The following is a 15865-nucleotide window of genomic DNA, read 5'->3' on the forward strand; positions in this document are numbered from 1 at the left end:
GGGGGGGGGGGGGCGTGGCCGGGGGGGGGGGGGGGGGGGGGCGCGCCGCGCGCCCCCCCCCCCCCCCCCCCCCCCCCCCCCCCCCCCCCCCCCCGGCCATCATACGAACATCATTACGCGTCCAACGCTTCGAACGCGTACTGTACCTCTTCCCCGAACTTATCGAGGAACATCATCGCGCGCACGGTCTGGGCAGCGCCGTGGTAATCGGCGGCGTCGAGCTGCTTGCCGACCTTCTCGAGCATGCCCTTGCGCTCGCGGCGCAGCTCGGCGTCGATTCCGTCGAGGGCGGCGGCATCCTTGGTATCGCGCGCGTCCTCGAGCGCCTCGCGCCATTCCATCTGCTGCATCAGGAAGGCGGCCGGCATCGCGGTGTTGGACTCGGTCTGCAGGTCGACGCCGTTGATCTCGCAGAGGTACTGGGCGCGCTTCTGCGGGTTGCGCAGGGTTGCATAAGCCTCGTTGGCGCGGGTCGCCCACTGCATGGCGACGCGCTTCTCGGCGTCGGTGGCGTTCACGAAGCGGTCCGGGTGCACGCGCCCCTGGACGTCGCGGTAGGCCGCGTCCAGTTTTTCCTGGTCGACGGCGAACGTGGCTGGAAGCTGGAACAGCTCGAAGTGGTTCTGCATTCCGGTCAGATGCGGAAGCTTTCGCCGCAGCCGCAGTTGTCCTTGACGTTCGGGTTGTTGAAGCGGAAGCCTTCGTTCAGGCCTTCGCGGGCGAAGTCCAGTTCGGTGCCGTCGATATAGGGCAGGCTCTTCGGGTCGACGAAGACCTTCACGCCATGCGATTCGAACACGTTGTCTTCGGCGCTCGCATCGTCGACGTACTCGAGCTTGTAAGCCAGGCCGGAGCAGCCGGTCGTGCGCACACCGAAGCGCAAGCCGATGCCCTTGCCCCGGCGTTCGAGGTAACGGTTGACGTGCTTCGCGGCTTTTTCAGTCAGGGTGATTGCCATTGCGGTTTCTCCAGCTTGGTTACTAACTTCTTACGCCTTCTCAGCGTGCTTGGCTTTGTAGTCGGCCACGGCGGCCTTGATCGCGTCTTCGGCGAGGATCGAGCAGTGGATCTTCACCGGCGGCAGCGCCAGCTCCTCGGCGATCTGGGTGTTCTTGATCGCCAGTGCTTCGTCCAGCGACTTGCCCTTGACCCACTCGGTCACCAGCGAGCTCGATGCGATCGCCGAGCCGCAGCCGTAGGTCTTGAACTTCGCGTCTTCGATCAGGCCCTGGTCGTTGACCTTGATCTGCAGCTTCATCACGTCGCCGCAGGCCGGCGCGCCGACCATGCCGGTGCCGATCGCATCGTCGCCCTTGTCGAAGGCGCCAACGTTGCGCGGGTTTTCGTAGTGGTCCAGTACTTTGTCCGAATATGCCATGGTAGTGCTCCTAGAATTCCGTAATGATTAGTGGGCTGCCCATTGGATCGAGTTCAGATCGATCCCTTCCTTGAACATGTCCCACAGCGGCGACAGTTCGCGCAGTTTGCCGACCTTCGACTTCAGCAGTTCGATGGTGAAGTCGATGTCTTCCTCGGTCGTGAAGCGGCCGATGGTGAAGCGGATCGAGCTGTGCGCCAGTTCGTCGCTGCGGCCCAGGGCGCGCAGCACGTAGGACGGTTCCAGCGAGGCCGAGGTGCAGGCCGAACCGGACGACACGGCGATGTCCTTGATCGCCATGATCAGCGACTCGCCCTCGACGTAGTTGAACGAGACGTTCAGGTTGTGCGGCACGCGGTGGTCCATGTCGCCGTTGATGTAGACCTCTTCGATCTCCAGCAGGCCCTTGGCCAGGCGGTCGCGCAGCGCCTTCACCTTCACCAGTTCGGCGTCCATCTCTTCTTTCGCGATGCGGAAGGCTTCGCCCATGCCGACGATCTGGTGGGTCGGCAGCGTGCCCGAACGCAGGCCGCGCTCGTGGCCGCCGCCGTGCATCTGCGCTTCCAGGCGCACGCGCGGCTTGCGGCGCACGTACAGGGCGCCCACGCCTTTCGGGCCGTAGACCTTGTGTGCGGTGAAGGTCATCAGGTCGACCTTGGAGGTTTCCAGGTTGATGTGGACCTTGCCGACGGCCTGGGCCGCGTCGCAGTGGAAGATGATGCCCTTCGAGCGGCACAGCGCGCCGATCTCGTCGATCGGCTGGATGACGCCGATCTCGTTATTGACCAGCATGACCGAGACCAGGATGGTGTCCGGGCGGATCGCCGCTTCCAGCTGCTCGATGGTGATGAGGCCGTTGTCCTGCGGCTCGAGGTAGGTCGCTTCGAAACCGACGCGCTCCAGCTCGCGCACCGTGTCCAGCACCGACTTGTGCTCGGTCTTGACCGTGATGATGTGCTTGCCCTTGGTCTTGTAGAACTGGGCGGCGCCCTTCAGGGCCAGGTTGTTCGACTCGGTCGCGCCCGAGGTCCAGATGATCTCGCGCGGGTCGGCGCCGACGATGGCGGCGACATTGGCGCGCGCTTCCTCGACGGCGGCTTCGGCGGTCCAGCCGTACATGTGGCTGCGCGACGCCGGATTGCCGAACTGCTCGCGCAGGTAGGGGATCATCTTGTCGGCCACGCGCGGATCGACCGGGGTGGTCGCCGAGTAGTCCATGTAGATCGGGAAATGCGGCGCAGTCACGAAGCTCTGCTCGATTTTTTTGTCCAAGGGCGCGTTCATCAGTTCACTCCGGTTTCAATTTTCGCGTTGGCGGCGCCGGCGGTGCGGTGCACGACGACGACGTTCTGTTCTTTCTGCTTCTGCTGGTCGACCAGGTCCTGCAAGGTGACCGAATCGAGGTAGTCGACCATCTTGGCGTTCAGCGTGGTCCACAGTTCGTGGGTCATGCAACGGGTGCCGGAAGCAGCATCGGCGCCGTGACAATTTTCTTTGCCGCCACACTGGGTGGCATCGAGCGGCTCGTCGACCGCGATGATGATGTCGGCCACCGTCACCCGGTCAGCCGGCCGGGCCAGGCTGTAGCCGCCGCCGGGGCCGCGGATCGATTCGACGATCTCGTGGCGACGCAGCTTGCCGAACAGTTGTTCAAGGTAAGACAGCGAAATGGCCTGGCGCTGGCTGATGCCCGACAGCGTGACGGGACCATTACCCTGGCGCAGGGCGAGATCGATCATCGCAGTAACAGCAAAACGGCCTTTGGTGGTCAGACGCATCACAACCCCGGTTCATGTAAAATATTGCACTTCTTCAAGTAATCAGTGCAGCGCAACAATTCACCTCTTGTATGCGCTTTGTAAATAACCTGATTACCCGATTGATTTAGTCAAGTATACCAAAATCCAGAGACCTTGTCTTGGGACCCGCGATTTTGGCGGGCCGGGCAAAGCCTTATCGCATCCGCAACAATTTCATCGGTCCGAACAGCGCCTGCATCCCCGTGTGCCGGATGAAGGACAGGTTGTAGGGATGCTCGGCCTGGATCTGCGGCAGCCGCGCCGTCTCCGGCAGCTTCGCCAGCTGCTCGGCGATCTTTCCCCATAGCACCAAGGTGGGCGGCTCGGGACGCTCCGCCAGCGCCGCCAGCACCGTCCTCAGGAAAGGTAGCCAGCCGCGAGCATCCACCACCGGCGCCACATGCTTGCGAAACACCAGCGCCGCGTTCAGCAACAGGAAGCCTTCCGCGTGCAGGTTGTCCTGCAACTGCGCCAGGGTCTGGATCGAGCCGTCGATGCGCGCGCTCTTCGCGATCGGCGCCAGCGCCGCGCCGCCCGTATCGTCGGCCTGCAGCCGGCCATCGGCCACCAGCAGCATCTTCATGAAGTTGCGCAGCGAAGTGGCGCGGTTGACCGGCTTCGACAGCCCGGTCTCGCTCCACAGCTCGCCCACCGCCCCATCCATGAAGCAGACGCCCGTCGCGCTCTCCGCGCGCGGATACGGCCCCTCCCCCACCAGCACGTGGCGTACCCGCTCGAGCGGCTGGGCGAAGGCGGCGAAGATGCGTCCGCCCGTCGGCAGGTAATCGTCGACGGCCAGCCCCGCGAGGTAGGCGGGGTCGGCGGCGGCAACGGCCTGCAGGCCGGCTTCCAGGATGGGGCGCCAGGAGGCGTCGGCGCGGTCGAGCGCATCGAGGATGGGCTGGGGAATCGTATGAAGTGGCATGGCGGATCGGCAAGTCGCAGGGAGCCGGATTGTAGCGGCATTCCCAAGGTCAATCTAGCGTCCGCCTTCGCGGATTCAAGGCATGATTTTCGGGTCGCCCGCGTGCGGGCTTTCTACCGACTCAGCAGGAGGAATCATGCAAACCATTCGTGAAGTGATGACACCCGATGTGCGCACCATCTCGCCGCAGGAAACCGTCCAGCGCGCCGCCCAGCTCATGGACGAGCTGAACGTCGGCGCCATTCCCGTCTGCGACGGGGCCAAGCTGGTCGGCATGATCACCGACCGCGACATCACCGTGCGCTCGGTGGCGGCCGGACAGTCGCCGGACCAGACTTTCGTGGGCGACGTGATGAGCACCGACGTGCGCACCTGCTACAGCAACCAGGATCTCGACGAGGTGCTGGACAAGATGGGCGACGTGCAGATCCGGCGCGTGCCGGTGATCGACGAGCAGTCGAAGCAGCTGGTGGGGATCGTGTCGCTGGGGGACATCGCGACCAAGACGCACGGGGCGGCCGAGGATGCGCTGGATGAGATCTCGTCGCCGTCGGAACCGGACCGGTCGGAAACCCGGCACTGAATGCAGGCAGTGAACAATGCCGCCGGCATTGCTCACCGTGATTTACAACTTATTCCGCATCCGGCTGCTGCGCCGGATGCGCCGCCTTAAAGGCCGGCAAATCCACGCACATGTCGTTGATGCGCGAAATGGTCGGGTAGGCCGTCACGTCGATATCGAAGCGCTGCGCATTGAACACCTGCGGCACCAGGAAGCAGTCCGCGATGGTCGGAGAATGGCCATAGCAGAAAGTGCCGGTGTCCAGGTGGCGCGCCAGGTGGGCTTCCAGCGACTGGAAGCCCTCGATGACCCAATGGCGGTACCAGTCCGTCTTGGCCTGCTCATCCTGCCCCAGCTGCTTGACCAGGTACTTCAGCACGCGCAGGTTGTTCACCGGGTGGATGTCGCAGGCGATGATCTGGGCCAGCTCGCGCACGTGGGCGCGCGCCACCGCGCCTTTCGGCAGCAGCGGCACGTCCGGATAGGCTTCCTCCAGGTACTCGAGGATGGCCATCGACTGGGTCAGCGTGATGGCGTCGTCCTGGAAGGTCGGCACCAGGCCGCTCGGGTTGATGGCGCGGTATTCATCCGCCAGGTGCTGGCCGCCGTCGCGCAGCAGGTGCACGGGCACGGCGTCATAGCCGAGCCCTTTCAGGTTCAGTGCAATCCGCACCCGGTAAGCGGCCGAGCTGCGGAAATAGGTAAACAGTTTCACGTCGTCCTCCGATGATAGCGCGCGACCTCCTGGTCGATCGCGCCGAAAATGCTCGCACCACTCTCGTCCACCATCTCGATGCGCACGGTGTCGCCATAGCTCAGGAATGGCGTCACCGGCTTGCCCTGCTCGATCGTTTCGTACATGCGCACCTCGGCCAGGCAGCAGTAGCCGACGCCGCCGTTGGCGATGCTGGAGCCGTGCAGGCTGCCCTGCTTGTTCGACACCGTTCCCGAGCCGATGATGCTGCCCGCGCCCAGCTCGCGGGTTTTGGCCGCATGCGCGACCAGCTGGGCGAAGCTGAAGGTCATGTCTTCGCCCGCATTCGGGCGGCCGAAGGGCTGGTCGTTGAGCGTGACCTGCAGCGGCAGGTGCAGTTTCGCGTCTTTCCACGCATCGCCCAGTTCATCCGGGGTCACGGCCACCGGCGAGAAGGCGCTGGCCGGCTTGGACTGGTAGAATCCGAAGCCCTTGGCCAGCTCGTTCGGGATCAGGTTGCGCAGCGAGACGTCGTTCACCAGCATCACGAGGCGGATCGCCTGCGCCGCTTCCTCGACGCTGGCGCCCATCGGCACGTCGCCGGTGACGACCGCCACCTCGGCTTCCAGGTCCACGCCCCAGGCTTCGTCCAGCACCGCGATCGGATCGCAGGGGCCGACGAAGGAATCCGAGCCGCCCTGGTACATCAGCGGATCGGTATAGAAGGATTCCGGCACCTCGGCATTGCGCGCCTTGCGCACCAACTCGACGTGGTTGATGTAGGCCGAGCCGTCGCACCACTGGTAGGCGCGCGGCAGCGGCGAATGGCACTCTTCCTCGATGAAGGACTCGGCCTTGTCGGCGGTGCCGGCGTTCAGGCGTTCGTAGATCTTCTTCAGCTGCGGCGCGACCTCATCCCAGTTATCCAGCGCGCATTGCAGGGTGCGGGCGATCTTGGGCACGGCCTGGCAGGTGACCAGGTCGCGGCTGACGACGACCAGGGTACCGTCGCGGCCGCCGGACTTGAGTGTGGCGAGTTTCATTGCGTTTCCTTCAAGGTTGAATGCTTTTCGCCATTACAATCCAAATCGAACTATCATACAAACAGTATTTTCCGCTCGATTTATCAGACTATCTTATGAATCCCACCCTCAGGCAGATGCGCGCCTTCGTTGCCGTCGCCAAGACGGGTAACTTTACGCTCGCCGCCCAGAACCTGCACGTGACGCAGTCCGCCTTGTCCGGTTTGATCAAGGAGCTGGAACAGACGCTGGAGGCCAAGGTCATCGACCGCAGCACCCGCCGCATCACCCTGACCGACATCGGCAAGGAGCTCTACCCCCTATTCAGCCAGATGATCGACGACCTCGACGGTGCGCTGGCGAACGTGGCCGACCATACGAGCCTGAAAAAAGGCATCGTGCGCATCGCCGCGCCCCAGCTGCTGTCCTGCACCCTGCTCCCGGAGGCGATCGCCGCCTACCGCGCCCGGCATCCGGACATCGAGGTGCGCCTGAAGGACACGGCGGTGGAAGGCGTGATCGCAAGGGTGCTGTCGGGCGAGGCGGACCTGGGCATCGGCCCCGAGCGCGAACCCGCGCCGCCCCTCGACGCCCGTCCCTTGTTCGAAATGCCCTTCGCCCTGGTCTTCCCCAAGGACCATGAACTCGAGCGCCAGGCGCGCGTGACCTGGCAGGACGTGGCGCGCTTCCCCCTCATTTCCCTGCAGGGCCAGTTCACCGAGCGCCTGCTCGACGAGGTCCAGGGCGCCCTGCGCGAGGCGCCGCTCAAGCCGGCCAACGAGGTCACCTTCATGACCACCGCCCTGGCCATGGCTGCCGCCGGCCTGGGCGTGACGGTCTGCATGCCCTACGCCGCGCCCCTGGTGACGCTCTACGGCCTGGTGATGCGCCCGCTGGAAGAACCGGTGCTCAGCCGCCGCTTCTTCACCTATACCCGCCAGGGCCGTTCGCTGTCGCCGGCTGCCGAGAGCTTCATGGCTTTCCTGGACGAGTTCGCGCGCCGGGCAAACTCATAAGGGCCGCGTTACAATCGCCGCCATGTCTTTGAATACCATCGAAATCAACCGCCTGATGGACCGTTTCGACCGCCATGCAAGCGTCTGGCTGTTCGGCTATGGTTCCCTGATCTTCAAGGCCGACTTCCCCTTCCTCGAGCGCCGTCCCGCCTCCATCACCGGCTGGAGCCGCCGCTTCTACCAGGGCTCGCACGATCACCGCGGCACCCAGGAGGCTCCGGGACGCGTCGTCACCCTGGTCCCGGACGAGGGCGCGGTCTGCCACGGCATGGCCTACCTGGTCACCCCGGAGGAATTCGCCCACCTCGACCACCGCGAGAAGAACGGCTACCTGCGCCTGGCCACCGAGATGCGCTTCGAAGACGGCGGCACGGCGGAAGGCATCGTCTACATCGCCACCGACGAGAATGCCGCCTTCCTCGGCCCGGCCAGCGAGGAAGACATCGCGCGCCAGATTTCCATGGCGCGCGGCCCGAGCGGCCCGAACAGCGAATACCTGCTCGAGCTGGCGCGCGCCCTGCGCGAACTCGGCAAGCGGGACGCGCACGTGGAGGCGATCGAACGCCACCTGCAAGCCTTCACCGGCGCGGCGCGCTGAGAAAGCTCACGCGGGCGGGCCGGATATGCCTCGACATTGTGATTCATTTTTTTCAATAGCTTGCTCCATTGGTCGAGGGAATCCAATACACTGGCGGTTCATCCGAAAACCATAATTCAAGCGATGTCCGATCCTGTCGTCACCTCCGAAGCCCTGCCCACCCCGCCCGGGGTCGTCCCGAGCACCCTGCACTTCCCGGTGGTCGGCATCGGCGCCTCCGCCGGCGGCCTGCCTGCGCTGTTGACGCTGTTCGAGAACATGCCGGTGGTAAACGAGATGGCCTTCGTGGTCATCCTCCATCTCTCGCCCAAGCATCCGAGCTCGGCCGCCGAGATCCTGCAGCGCGTCACGCGCATGCCGGTGGTTCAGGTCACCAGCACGGTGCAGATCGAGGCCGGCCACATCTACGTGATCGCACCGAACATGCACCTGTCGATGATGGACGGCCTGCTGCTGGTCGACCAACTGGAGCGGCCGCGCGGCCAGCACGTCGCGATCGACCTGTTCTTCCGCACGCTCGCCCACGTGCACCGCGAGCGCGCCGTGGCCATCGTCCTGTCGGGCACCGGTTCGGACGGCGCGGTCGGCCTGTCGCGGGTCAAGGAACAGGGCGGCCTCACCATCGTGCAGGCCCCGGGCGACGCCGAGCACGACGGCATGCCGGTGGCGGCCCTGCGCACCGGTGCGGTCGACTTCATCCTGCCCGTGGTCGACATACCACAGAAGCTGATCGACCTGTGGAACAACGCCAAGATCATCCGCCTGCCGCCGCCGGGCGACGCCGAAGCGCCGATCGAGCACGTGGCGACGCCGGCCGAGATCGCCGCCGCCGAGGATGCGCTACAGGACATCATCACCGCACTGCTGGCCCACACCGGCCACGACTTCCGCCACTACAAGCGCGCCACGGTGCTGCGCCGCATCGAGCGGCGCATGCAGGTGCGCCAGGTGCACACCCTGCCCGAATACCGCGACGTGCTCGAGTCCGACGCCAACGAGTACAAGGCCCTGCTCGACGACATGCTGATCGGGGTCACCAACTTCTTCCGCGACCGCGAAGCCTTCGAGTCGCTCGAACGCGACGTGATCCCCGAGCTGTTCAAGGACAAGGGTCCGACCGACGAGGTGCGCGCCTGGGTCGCGGCCTGCGCCACCGGCGAGGAAGCGTATTCGCTGGCGATGCTGATGGCCGACCAGGCCGCGCTGTCGGAACACCCGCCGGCCTTCCAGGTCTTCGCGTCCGACATCGACGACCATGCGATCGACACGGCGCGCGCAGGCAGCTATCCCGCCTCGATCATCACCGACGTGACGCCGACGCGCCTGCGCCAGTACTTCAACAAGGACGACGACCGCTACCGGACCCGCAAATCGCTGCGCGACCGCATCCTGTTCGCCTCGCACAACCTGCTGCGCGACCCGCCCTTCTCGCGGCTCGACCTGATCAGCTGCCGGAATCTGCTGATCTACCTGAACCGCGACGTCCAGCTGCGCGTGCTGCAGACCTTCCACTTCGCGCTCAAGCCTGGCGGCTACCTGTTCCTGGGCAGCTCCGAGTCGGCCGAATCGGTGTCGGACTACTTCATCCCGGTCGACAAGAAGAACCGCATCTACCGCGCCCGTGGCGGCGGCCGCGCCACGCACTACCAGACCCCGTCCTCGGCCATTTACGGCTCGCGCCTGCCCGAGATCAGCCGTCCCAAGCTGCCGGGCAAGCGCCAGTCGACCTATGCCGAACTGCACCAGCGCGCGCTGGCGAAGTTCGCGCCGCCCTCGGTCGTGATCGACCGCGAGGGCAACCTGGTGCATATGTCGGAACAGGCCGGCAGCTACCTGCGCATGGGTGGCGGCGAGCCCTCGCGCAACCTGCTGTCGCTGGTGCTGCCGGAGCTGCGCATGGAACTGCGCTCGGCCATGTACCAGGCGGTCCACCAGGACACGGTGGCCGAGTGCCGGCCGATCGAGATCACCGAAGCCACGGACCTCGGCACGATTGCGATGTCGGTGCGGCCCTTCCGCGACGAGGAATCCGAGACCGACCTCCTGGTGGTCATCTTCAACAGGGTCGAGCGCACGCCCGATGCGCCGCCGGTGGCGCGCCCGGACGGCAGCCACGACGTGGTGCTGGCCCAGCTCGAGGCCGAGCTGCAGCGCAAGCGCGAGCAGTTGCAGGAGACCATCGAGAATTCCGAGATCTCGACCGAGGAGCTGCGCGCCTCGAACGAAGAGCTGCAGGCCATCAACGAGGAACTGCGCTCGGCCACCGAGGAGCTGGAAACCAGCAAGGAAGAGCTGCAGTCGGTGAACGAAGAACTCGTCACCGTCAACTTCGAGCTCAAGGTCAAGGTCGAGGAAACCGGCAAGGCCAATGACGACCTGAACAACCTGATCGCCTCGACCGACATCGCCACCATCTTCGTCGACAGCGGCCTGCGCATCAAGCGCTTCACGCCGCGCGCGGCCGACCTGTTCTCGATCATCGCGTCCGACGTCGGCCGCTCCCTGCTCGACCTGACCCACAAGCTCGACTACGACCAGCTGGCCGAAGACGTCTCCGCCACCTTCGACACCCTGCGCCTGGTCGAGCGCGAGGTGCGCAGCAACGACGGCCGCTACTACATCGTGCGCCTGCTGCCCTACCGGACCAACGAGGATCGCATCGAAGGCGCGGTGATGACCTTCTTCGACATCACGCTGCGCCGCCGCGCCGAGGAGCAGGCGCGCGCCAGCGAGGCGCGCATGCAGATGGTGGCCGAGAGCGCCAACGACTACGCCATCATCACGATGGACGAGGAAGGCCGCGTCACCAGCTGGAACAAGGGCGCCGAGACGGTGTTCGGCTTCAGCGCCGAGGAAATGCAGGGCGAGACCCTGCACCGCCTGTTCGTGCCCGAGGATATCGCCAGCGGCGTACCCGAGGGCGAACTGCGCCGCGCGCGCGAGGACGGCCGCGCCGAGGACGAGCGCTGGCACCTGCGCAAGGACGGCTCGCGCTTCTTCTGCAGCGGCGTCACCACCCCGCTGCGCAACGGCGACTTCTATGGCTACGCCAAGATCGCCCGCGACGTCACGGGGCGCGCCCGCCATGACGACGAGCGCGAACAGGCGCTCACCCGCGAGACGGCGGACCGCTCCGACGCCGAAAGCGCGAGCGCGCTCAAGGACGAGTTCCTGTCCGTGATGTCGCACGAGCTGCGCCATCCGCTCAACATGATCCACATTAACGTGGAGCTGCTGTCGCGCATGCCCGAACTGCGGCAGTCCCCCGCCTTCATGCGCGCCGCCTCGATCATCCGCAATTCCGTCATGACGCAGGCGAAGATCATCGACGACCTGATGGACATGTCGCGCGTGCGCACCGGCAAGCTATCCCTGACCATGGCCCCGGTCGCGCTCGACGCGGTCCTGCAGGGCATCGTCGACGTGGCGCGCAGCGACCCGGCGGCGCGCGACATCGCCATCGCCTTCGAAGGCAGCATGGCCGGCGTGCCGGTGCTGGCCGACGTGGTGCGCATCGAACAGGTCGTGATGAACCTCCTGAGCAACGCGCTCAAGTTCACCTCGCCCGGAGGCCACGTCAAGGTGCGCCTGGGACGCGAGGAAGGCTTCGCGCGGATCGACGTGGTCGACGACGGCCAGGGCATCGCCCCCTCCTTCCTGCCGCGGGTCTTCGACATGTACGGCCAGAGCGCCTCGGTGACCACGCGCTCGCGCGGCGGCCTGGGCATCGGCCTGGCCCTGGTGCGCGAGATCGTCTGCCTGCACGGCGGCCGGGTTGAAGCCTTCTCGGAAGGCATCGGCAAGGGCGCCCGCTTCAGCTTCTGGCTGCCGGTGCTGGACCGCGCCGCGGCGGCGCTGCCGGGCGCGCACGGCGGCGAAGAGGACAGCCTGGCCGGCCTGCGCATCCTGCTGGTGGACGACCAGGAAGACATGCTGCAGGTATTCAAGTCGCTGCTCGAAACCACCGGCGCCACCGTGTTCGAGGCCACCAGCGCCCAGCAGGGCCTGGACGTGCTGGGCCGCGAGGACGTGGACCTCCTGATCTCGGACATCTCGATGCCCGAGGTCGACGGCTACGAATTCCTGCGCCGGGTCCACGCGCTGCCGAAGTACGCCAGGCTGCCGGCGATCGCGATCACCAGCATGCGGCGCGACACCGACATCGCCAACGCACGCGCGGCCGGTTACTCGGCGCACCTGGGCAAGCCGGTGTCGGTGGACCGGCTGAACGCGATCATCCAGGACCTGCTGCCGGACCGCCACGAAAAGCAGACCAGCTGATGTTTCGTAGGGTGGTCGGCTCTGCCGACCGCGCGTTCAGACAGTGCGCGAACAGCATGCGCCGCATCCGTTCACGCGGGAGTTGCACGCGCGGTCGGCGAAGCCGACCACCCTACAAGTTCCTGCGCTCGATCCCCACTCGCAATCCATCCTTCGGCCGCAGCGAAATGTTCAATACCGGCTCCGGCGCCTTCTCCCCTTCCGGCACCGACAAGTTAAAGCGCTGCAGCACCATCGCCGCCACGACCGTCAGCTCCGCCATTGCCAGGTGCTGCCCCAGGCACACCCGCGGCCCCGCCCCGAAGGGCATGACGGCCCCGCGCGGGATCGGCGGCGCATCCGGCGCAAACCGCTCCGGCCGGAAGGCCTGCGGTTCCGGAAAGACGCGCGCATCCTCGTGCAGCAGGAAGACCGGAATCATGAACATGGTCCGCTTCGGCACCGTCCAGCCGCCCAGCACGATCTCGCGGGTCGAGCGCCGGCTCATGAGGATCGGGGCGGCCGGGTAGAGGCGCATCGTTTCGTTGAGCGTCTGCGCGAGGTAGCCCAGGCGCGGCAGGTCGGCCTCCAGTGGCGCCCTGCCCTCCAGCACCCCGTCCACCTCGCGCCGCGCCGCGTCCTGCGCCTCCGGGTTGGACGCCATGCACCAGGCCCACCAGGCCAGGGTGACGGCGGTGGTCTCGTGGCCGGCCAGGAAGGCGGTCATGCATTCGTCGACCACCGCACGCAGGGGCCAGGCGGCGGGCTGCTGCCGGTGCAGGTGCAGGAGGCGCGCCAGCATGTCCGCCGGCCAGGCCTCGACCGGCATCGCCAGGCGCGCCTCGACCTGGCGCGTGACCAGCTCGGCCAGGGTGGCCTTCACCGCACGCTTGCGGCCATTCCAGGGCATCCAGTCGGGCCAGCTCGCCGGCCAGAACATCTCGCGGTTGGCCATCACCAGCGCCTCGTGCACCGCGCCTTCCGCCCTGCGGGCATCAATGCCGATCTCGCTCGAGAACATCATGCGCATGATGACGTCCATGGTGAGCGCGGTCAGCGCGCTATCGATGGCTTCTACCCGCGGCCGCCCCGGCGCGCCGGCCTGCCAGGCGTCCAGCGCCCTGCTCGCCGCCGCGGCGATGGTGCCGACAAAGGCCTTCACCGGACGCGGCGCGAACTCGGGCTGCAGGGCCTGGCGCTTCGCGCTCCAGGCGGCGCCCTCCGCGACCAGCACGCTGTGGCCCTGGACCTGGGAGAACACCTCGATGCCGCGCTCCCAGCGCACCAGGGCGTCGTGGTGCTGGACCAGCAGCTCGCGCACCAGCGCGGGATCGGCCACGACCAGCTCGCGTTCCGGCCACATGCGCAGGTGGACCAGGTCGCCGTACTCGGCGCGCCAGGCGCGCAATGCGGCCGGCATGTCGCGCGCCATGCGCGCCAGCAGGCTCCAGCCGGTCAGGCGCACCTTTGGTCCGGGCGGCCAGGCGCCGCGCGGCTGGATGGCCGGCGTCTCGCCGGACGGGACGGGCGGCTGGCCGCCGTGGAAGGGGCATTGGGGAGAGGTCGAGGTAGTCATGCGACACATTCTTCCCCACCTCCGCCGGTGCGTCTTGAACCCAAACGACATCGACAGACGGTCGGCGCTTGCCTATACTGCAAGACCATGGTGCCCGATCATCCAGCTTTGCTCCTGCCCGCCTGCCCCGACCGACACGCCCGCGGGCCGCGCGCATGCGAGGCGGGTAAGCAGCCCATCGACCGCCTGGTACTGGCGCCGCCCGCGCTGCAGGGCGCGATGCTGGCCATGGTCAGCCGCGATACCTCGCACGTCGTCCTTTCGGACGCGCAGCGGCTCTCGCATTTTCCGGCCTCGCCCATCGTGACCCTGTCCTGGTACCACGAGGTGGAACCGGGCCTGGTCCACGCGCGCCATGGATGGCAGCGTCTCGTGGCGCGTGTGATGCTGTCGGGCAGCCAGTCGGCCCCGCTCGTCACCTGGTCGCCGAACAGTGGCCGCGGCTACATGGCCTGCTTCGCGCCGGACGCCGCCCAGGCATTGTTTGGACTGGACCTCGGCGCCGTGCAGGACCGCTTCGTGCCCGCGCAGGATGTGCTGGGCCCCGAGTGGCGGCCGATGTGCGAAGCGCTGCTCGCGGCGCCCGACGATGCGGCTTCGCTGAAGGTGCTGGAGCAGCACCTCGGTCCACGCTGGCGCACGCTGCAGGGGCGCAGCTCGGAACGTCCATCGCTGCGCCAGTTCGGCCGCCACTGGGTCGACAGGCTGGCCCTGCGCGCCCACGAATGGCGCAATACCCACAGCACGCGCCAGGTGGAACGGCGCATCAAGTCCTTCAGCGGGCGCTCGCTGCGCCAGTGGCAGGCGCTGGTCCGTACCGAGGGGATGTTCTTTGCCGCACGCGAGCGTTACGAGAACGGCCAGCCCTTCGACTGGGCGACGCTGGCGCTGGACGAAGGCTTCTCGGACCAGGCCCACATGAGCCGCGTGGCCAAGGAAATCTGTGGCTTTTCGCCGACCGAGTTCGCGCAGCGCTACGTCGAGGACGAGTCGTTCTGGATCTACCGGCTGTGGGTCTGAGCGGCATCGCCGCAGCATGTTTATAACGATAAAGCGCACTGGGAGTGCGCTCACTATAGGAGAACGGAAATGTCCAAAACGATCTTGAGTATGCTGTGTGCGGGCCTCGTGCTGGCGGGCGGTGCAGCGCACGCGGAGACGCGTGTCGCCAAGCCGGCGCCGGTGTACGACCCGGCCCTGGCGAAGTCGCTCGGCGCGGACGAGCACGGCATGCGCAGCTATGTGCTGGTCATCCTCAAGACCGGGCCGAAGAAGGCCACCGACAAGGCGGAGCGGGCGCGGATCTTCGAAGGACACTTCGCGAACATGGGCCGCCTGGCCTTCGAAGGCAAGCTGGCGGTCGCCGGGCCGCTGGACGGCAAGGAAGACCGGCGCGGAATCTTCATCCTGGCCACCGCGGATATCGACGAAGCCAGGACCTGGGTGGCGACCGACCCGGTCATCCAGAGCGGCGAGATGGTGGCGGAGTACCACAAGTTCTTCAGCTCGGCGGCGCTCATGATGGTCAATGAGGTGCACGGGAAGATCGAGAAGCCGAAATCGGCTGCTCCAGCCAAGTAAGCGAATTCTCGGGATCAGGAGCTAGACTCTAGTCGAACTTAATGTGCGCAGAAGTGTCGAATGATGACCATGGAAACCACATTAGGAATTGGACACGCTGCCAGGCTGCTGGGAATCACGGTCAAGACGCTGCAGCGCTGGGAGCGCGAGGGACGGCTTGTCCCGGCGGCGCGCACCACCAGCAACCGCCGGCGTTATACCGAGAGCCAGCTGCGCGGGTTCCTGCACCTGCCATCGCCGGGCGCGCCGCGGCGCATCGTGGCCTACTGCCGGGTGTCGAGCGCCGTCCAACGCCCTGACCTGGCCAACCAGCGTCGCACGCTCGAGCAGTTCACGGCCGCGCGCGGCCTGGCTGGGGTGGAATTTATCGAAGAAGTTGGGGGTGGCCTCAATTTCGCGCGCAAGCGCTTTGTGGCCTTGATGGATGCGATCGGGCGCGACGAAGTGGCGACAT

16 protein-coding genes are annotated in these 15865 nt (G+C 66.4%); 7 read left to right on the forward strand and 9 right to left on the reverse strand.

What is annotated here, in order from left to right:
- Positions 1-113: 113 nt before the first annotated feature.
- The 6 genes from hscB to NX780_RS24770 form a co-directional block, all read right to left on the reverse strand.
- Positions 114-629, reverse strand: coding sequence for a Fe-S protein assembly co-chaperone HscB (gene hscB / locus NX780_RS24745; RefSeq protein ID WP_258830552.1), 516 nt, complete (start codon positions 627-629; stop codon positions 114-116).
- A 5-nt stretch (positions 630-634) separates the two neighbouring features.
- Positions 635-958, reverse strand: a complete 324-nt coding sequence (gene iscA / locus NX780_RS24750) for an iron-sulfur cluster assembly protein IscA (protein ID WP_227798954.1) — start codon at positions 956-958, stop codon at positions 635-637.
- 30 nt (positions 959-988) lie between these two features.
- Positions 989-1378 (reverse strand): Fe-S cluster assembly scaffold IscU, encoded by a 390-nt coding sequence (gene iscU, locus NX780_RS24755; RefSeq protein ID WP_036213867.1) that lies wholly within the window; start codon positions 1376-1378, stop codon positions 989-991.
- Between the two features lie 27 nt (positions 1379-1405).
- The gene (locus tag NX780_RS24760) at positions 1406-2662 is read right to left on the reverse strand and encodes an IscS subfamily cysteine desulfurase (RefSeq protein WP_258830553.1); all 1257 of its coding nucleotides are present in this window, start codon (positions 2660-2662) and stop codon (positions 1406-1408) included.
- On the reverse strand, positions 2662-3156 hold the full coding sequence (iscR, locus tag NX780_RS24765) for a Fe-S cluster assembly transcriptional regulator IscR (protein WP_258830554.1): 495 nt from the start codon (positions 3154-3156) through the stop codon (positions 2662-2664). Before iscR ends, NX780_RS24760 begins: the two co-directional genes overlap by 1 nt.
- Before the next feature lie 175 nt (positions 3157-3331).
- On the reverse strand, positions 3332-4102 hold the full coding sequence (locus tag NX780_RS24770; RefSeq protein WP_258830555.1) for a uracil-DNA glycosylase family protein: 771 nt from the start codon (positions 4100-4102) through the stop codon (positions 3332-3334).
- A gap of 136 nt (positions 4103-4238) precedes the next feature.
- On the opposite strand from NX780_RS24770, the gene NX780_RS24775 reads away from it, so the two are divergent.
- Positions 4239-4685 carry a CBS domain-containing protein gene (locus NX780_RS24775; protein WP_258830556.1) on the forward strand — a complete coding sequence of 149 codons (447 nt, stop codon included), beginning with the start codon at positions 4239-4241 and terminating at the stop codon, positions 4683-4685.
- Between the two features lie 49 nt (positions 4686-4734).
- Here NX780_RS24775 and maiA read toward each other — a convergent pair whose 3' ends face one another.
- Both maiA and NX780_RS24785 read right to left on the reverse strand, forming a co-directional pair.
- The gene (gene maiA, locus NX780_RS24780) at positions 4735-5379 is read right to left on the reverse strand and encodes a maleylacetoacetate isomerase (RefSeq protein WP_258830557.1); all 645 of its coding nucleotides are present in this window, start codon (positions 5377-5379) and stop codon (positions 4735-4737) included.
- Entirely contained in the window at positions 5376-6401 is a 1026-nt protein-coding gene (locus tag NX780_RS24785) for a fumarylacetoacetate hydrolase family protein (protein WP_258830558.1), read from the reverse strand. Before NX780_RS24785 ends, maiA begins: the two co-directional genes overlap by 4 nt.
- Before the next feature lie 95 nt (positions 6402-6496).
- On the opposite strand from NX780_RS24785, the gene NX780_RS24790 reads away from it, so the two are divergent.
- The 3 genes from NX780_RS24790 to NX780_RS24800 all read left to right on the forward strand — a co-directional run bounded on the left by NX780_RS24790 (position 6497) and on the right by NX780_RS24800 (position 12275).
- On the forward strand, positions 6497-7396 hold the full coding sequence (locus NX780_RS24790; protein ID WP_258830559.1) for a LysR family transcriptional regulator: 900 nt from the start codon (positions 6497-6499) through the stop codon (positions 7394-7396).
- 22 nt (positions 7397-7418) lie between these two features.
- Positions 7419-7994 (forward strand): gamma-glutamylcyclotransferase, encoded by a 576-nt coding sequence (locus tag NX780_RS24795; protein WP_258830560.1) that lies wholly within the window; start codon positions 7419-7421, stop codon positions 7992-7994.
- Between the two features lie 123 nt (positions 7995-8117).
- Positions 8118-12275, forward strand: coding sequence for a CheR family methyltransferase (locus NX780_RS24800; protein ID WP_258830561.1), 4158 nt, complete (start codon positions 8118-8120; stop codon positions 12273-12275).
- A 112-nt stretch (positions 12276-12387) separates the two neighbouring features.
- Here the strand turns inward: NX780_RS24800 and NX780_RS24805 are convergent, their stop codons facing one another.
- Entirely contained in the window at positions 12388-13830 is a 1443-nt protein-coding gene (locus NX780_RS24805; RefSeq protein ID WP_258830562.1) for a cytochrome P450, read from the reverse strand.
- A gap of 87 nt (positions 13831-13917) precedes the next feature.
- Here NX780_RS24805 and NX780_RS24810 point away from each other — a divergent pair, with 87 nt between their 5' ends.
- The 3 genes from NX780_RS24810 to NX780_RS24820 form a co-directional block, all read left to right on the forward strand.
- A complete protein-coding gene (locus tag NX780_RS24810; protein ID WP_258830563.1) occupies positions 13918-14850 on the forward strand; it encodes an AraC family transcriptional regulator in 933 nt (310 codons plus the stop codon).
- 69 nt (positions 14851-14919) lie between these two features.
- A complete protein-coding gene (locus NX780_RS24815) occupies positions 14920-15411 on the forward strand; it encodes a YciI family protein (protein ID WP_258830564.1) in 492 nt (163 codons plus the stop codon).
- Between the two features lie 60 nt (positions 15412-15471).
- Positions 15472-15865: MerR family DNA-binding transcriptional regulator (locus NX780_RS24820; protein WP_258830565.1), on the forward strand; the 394-nt coding region annotated here is incomplete at its 3' end.

The sequence above is a fragment of the Massilia agri genome, from assembly GCF_024753255.1.
Lineage (GTDB): Bacteria > Pseudomonadota > Gammaproteobacteria > Burkholderiales > Burkholderiaceae_D > Telluria > Telluria agri.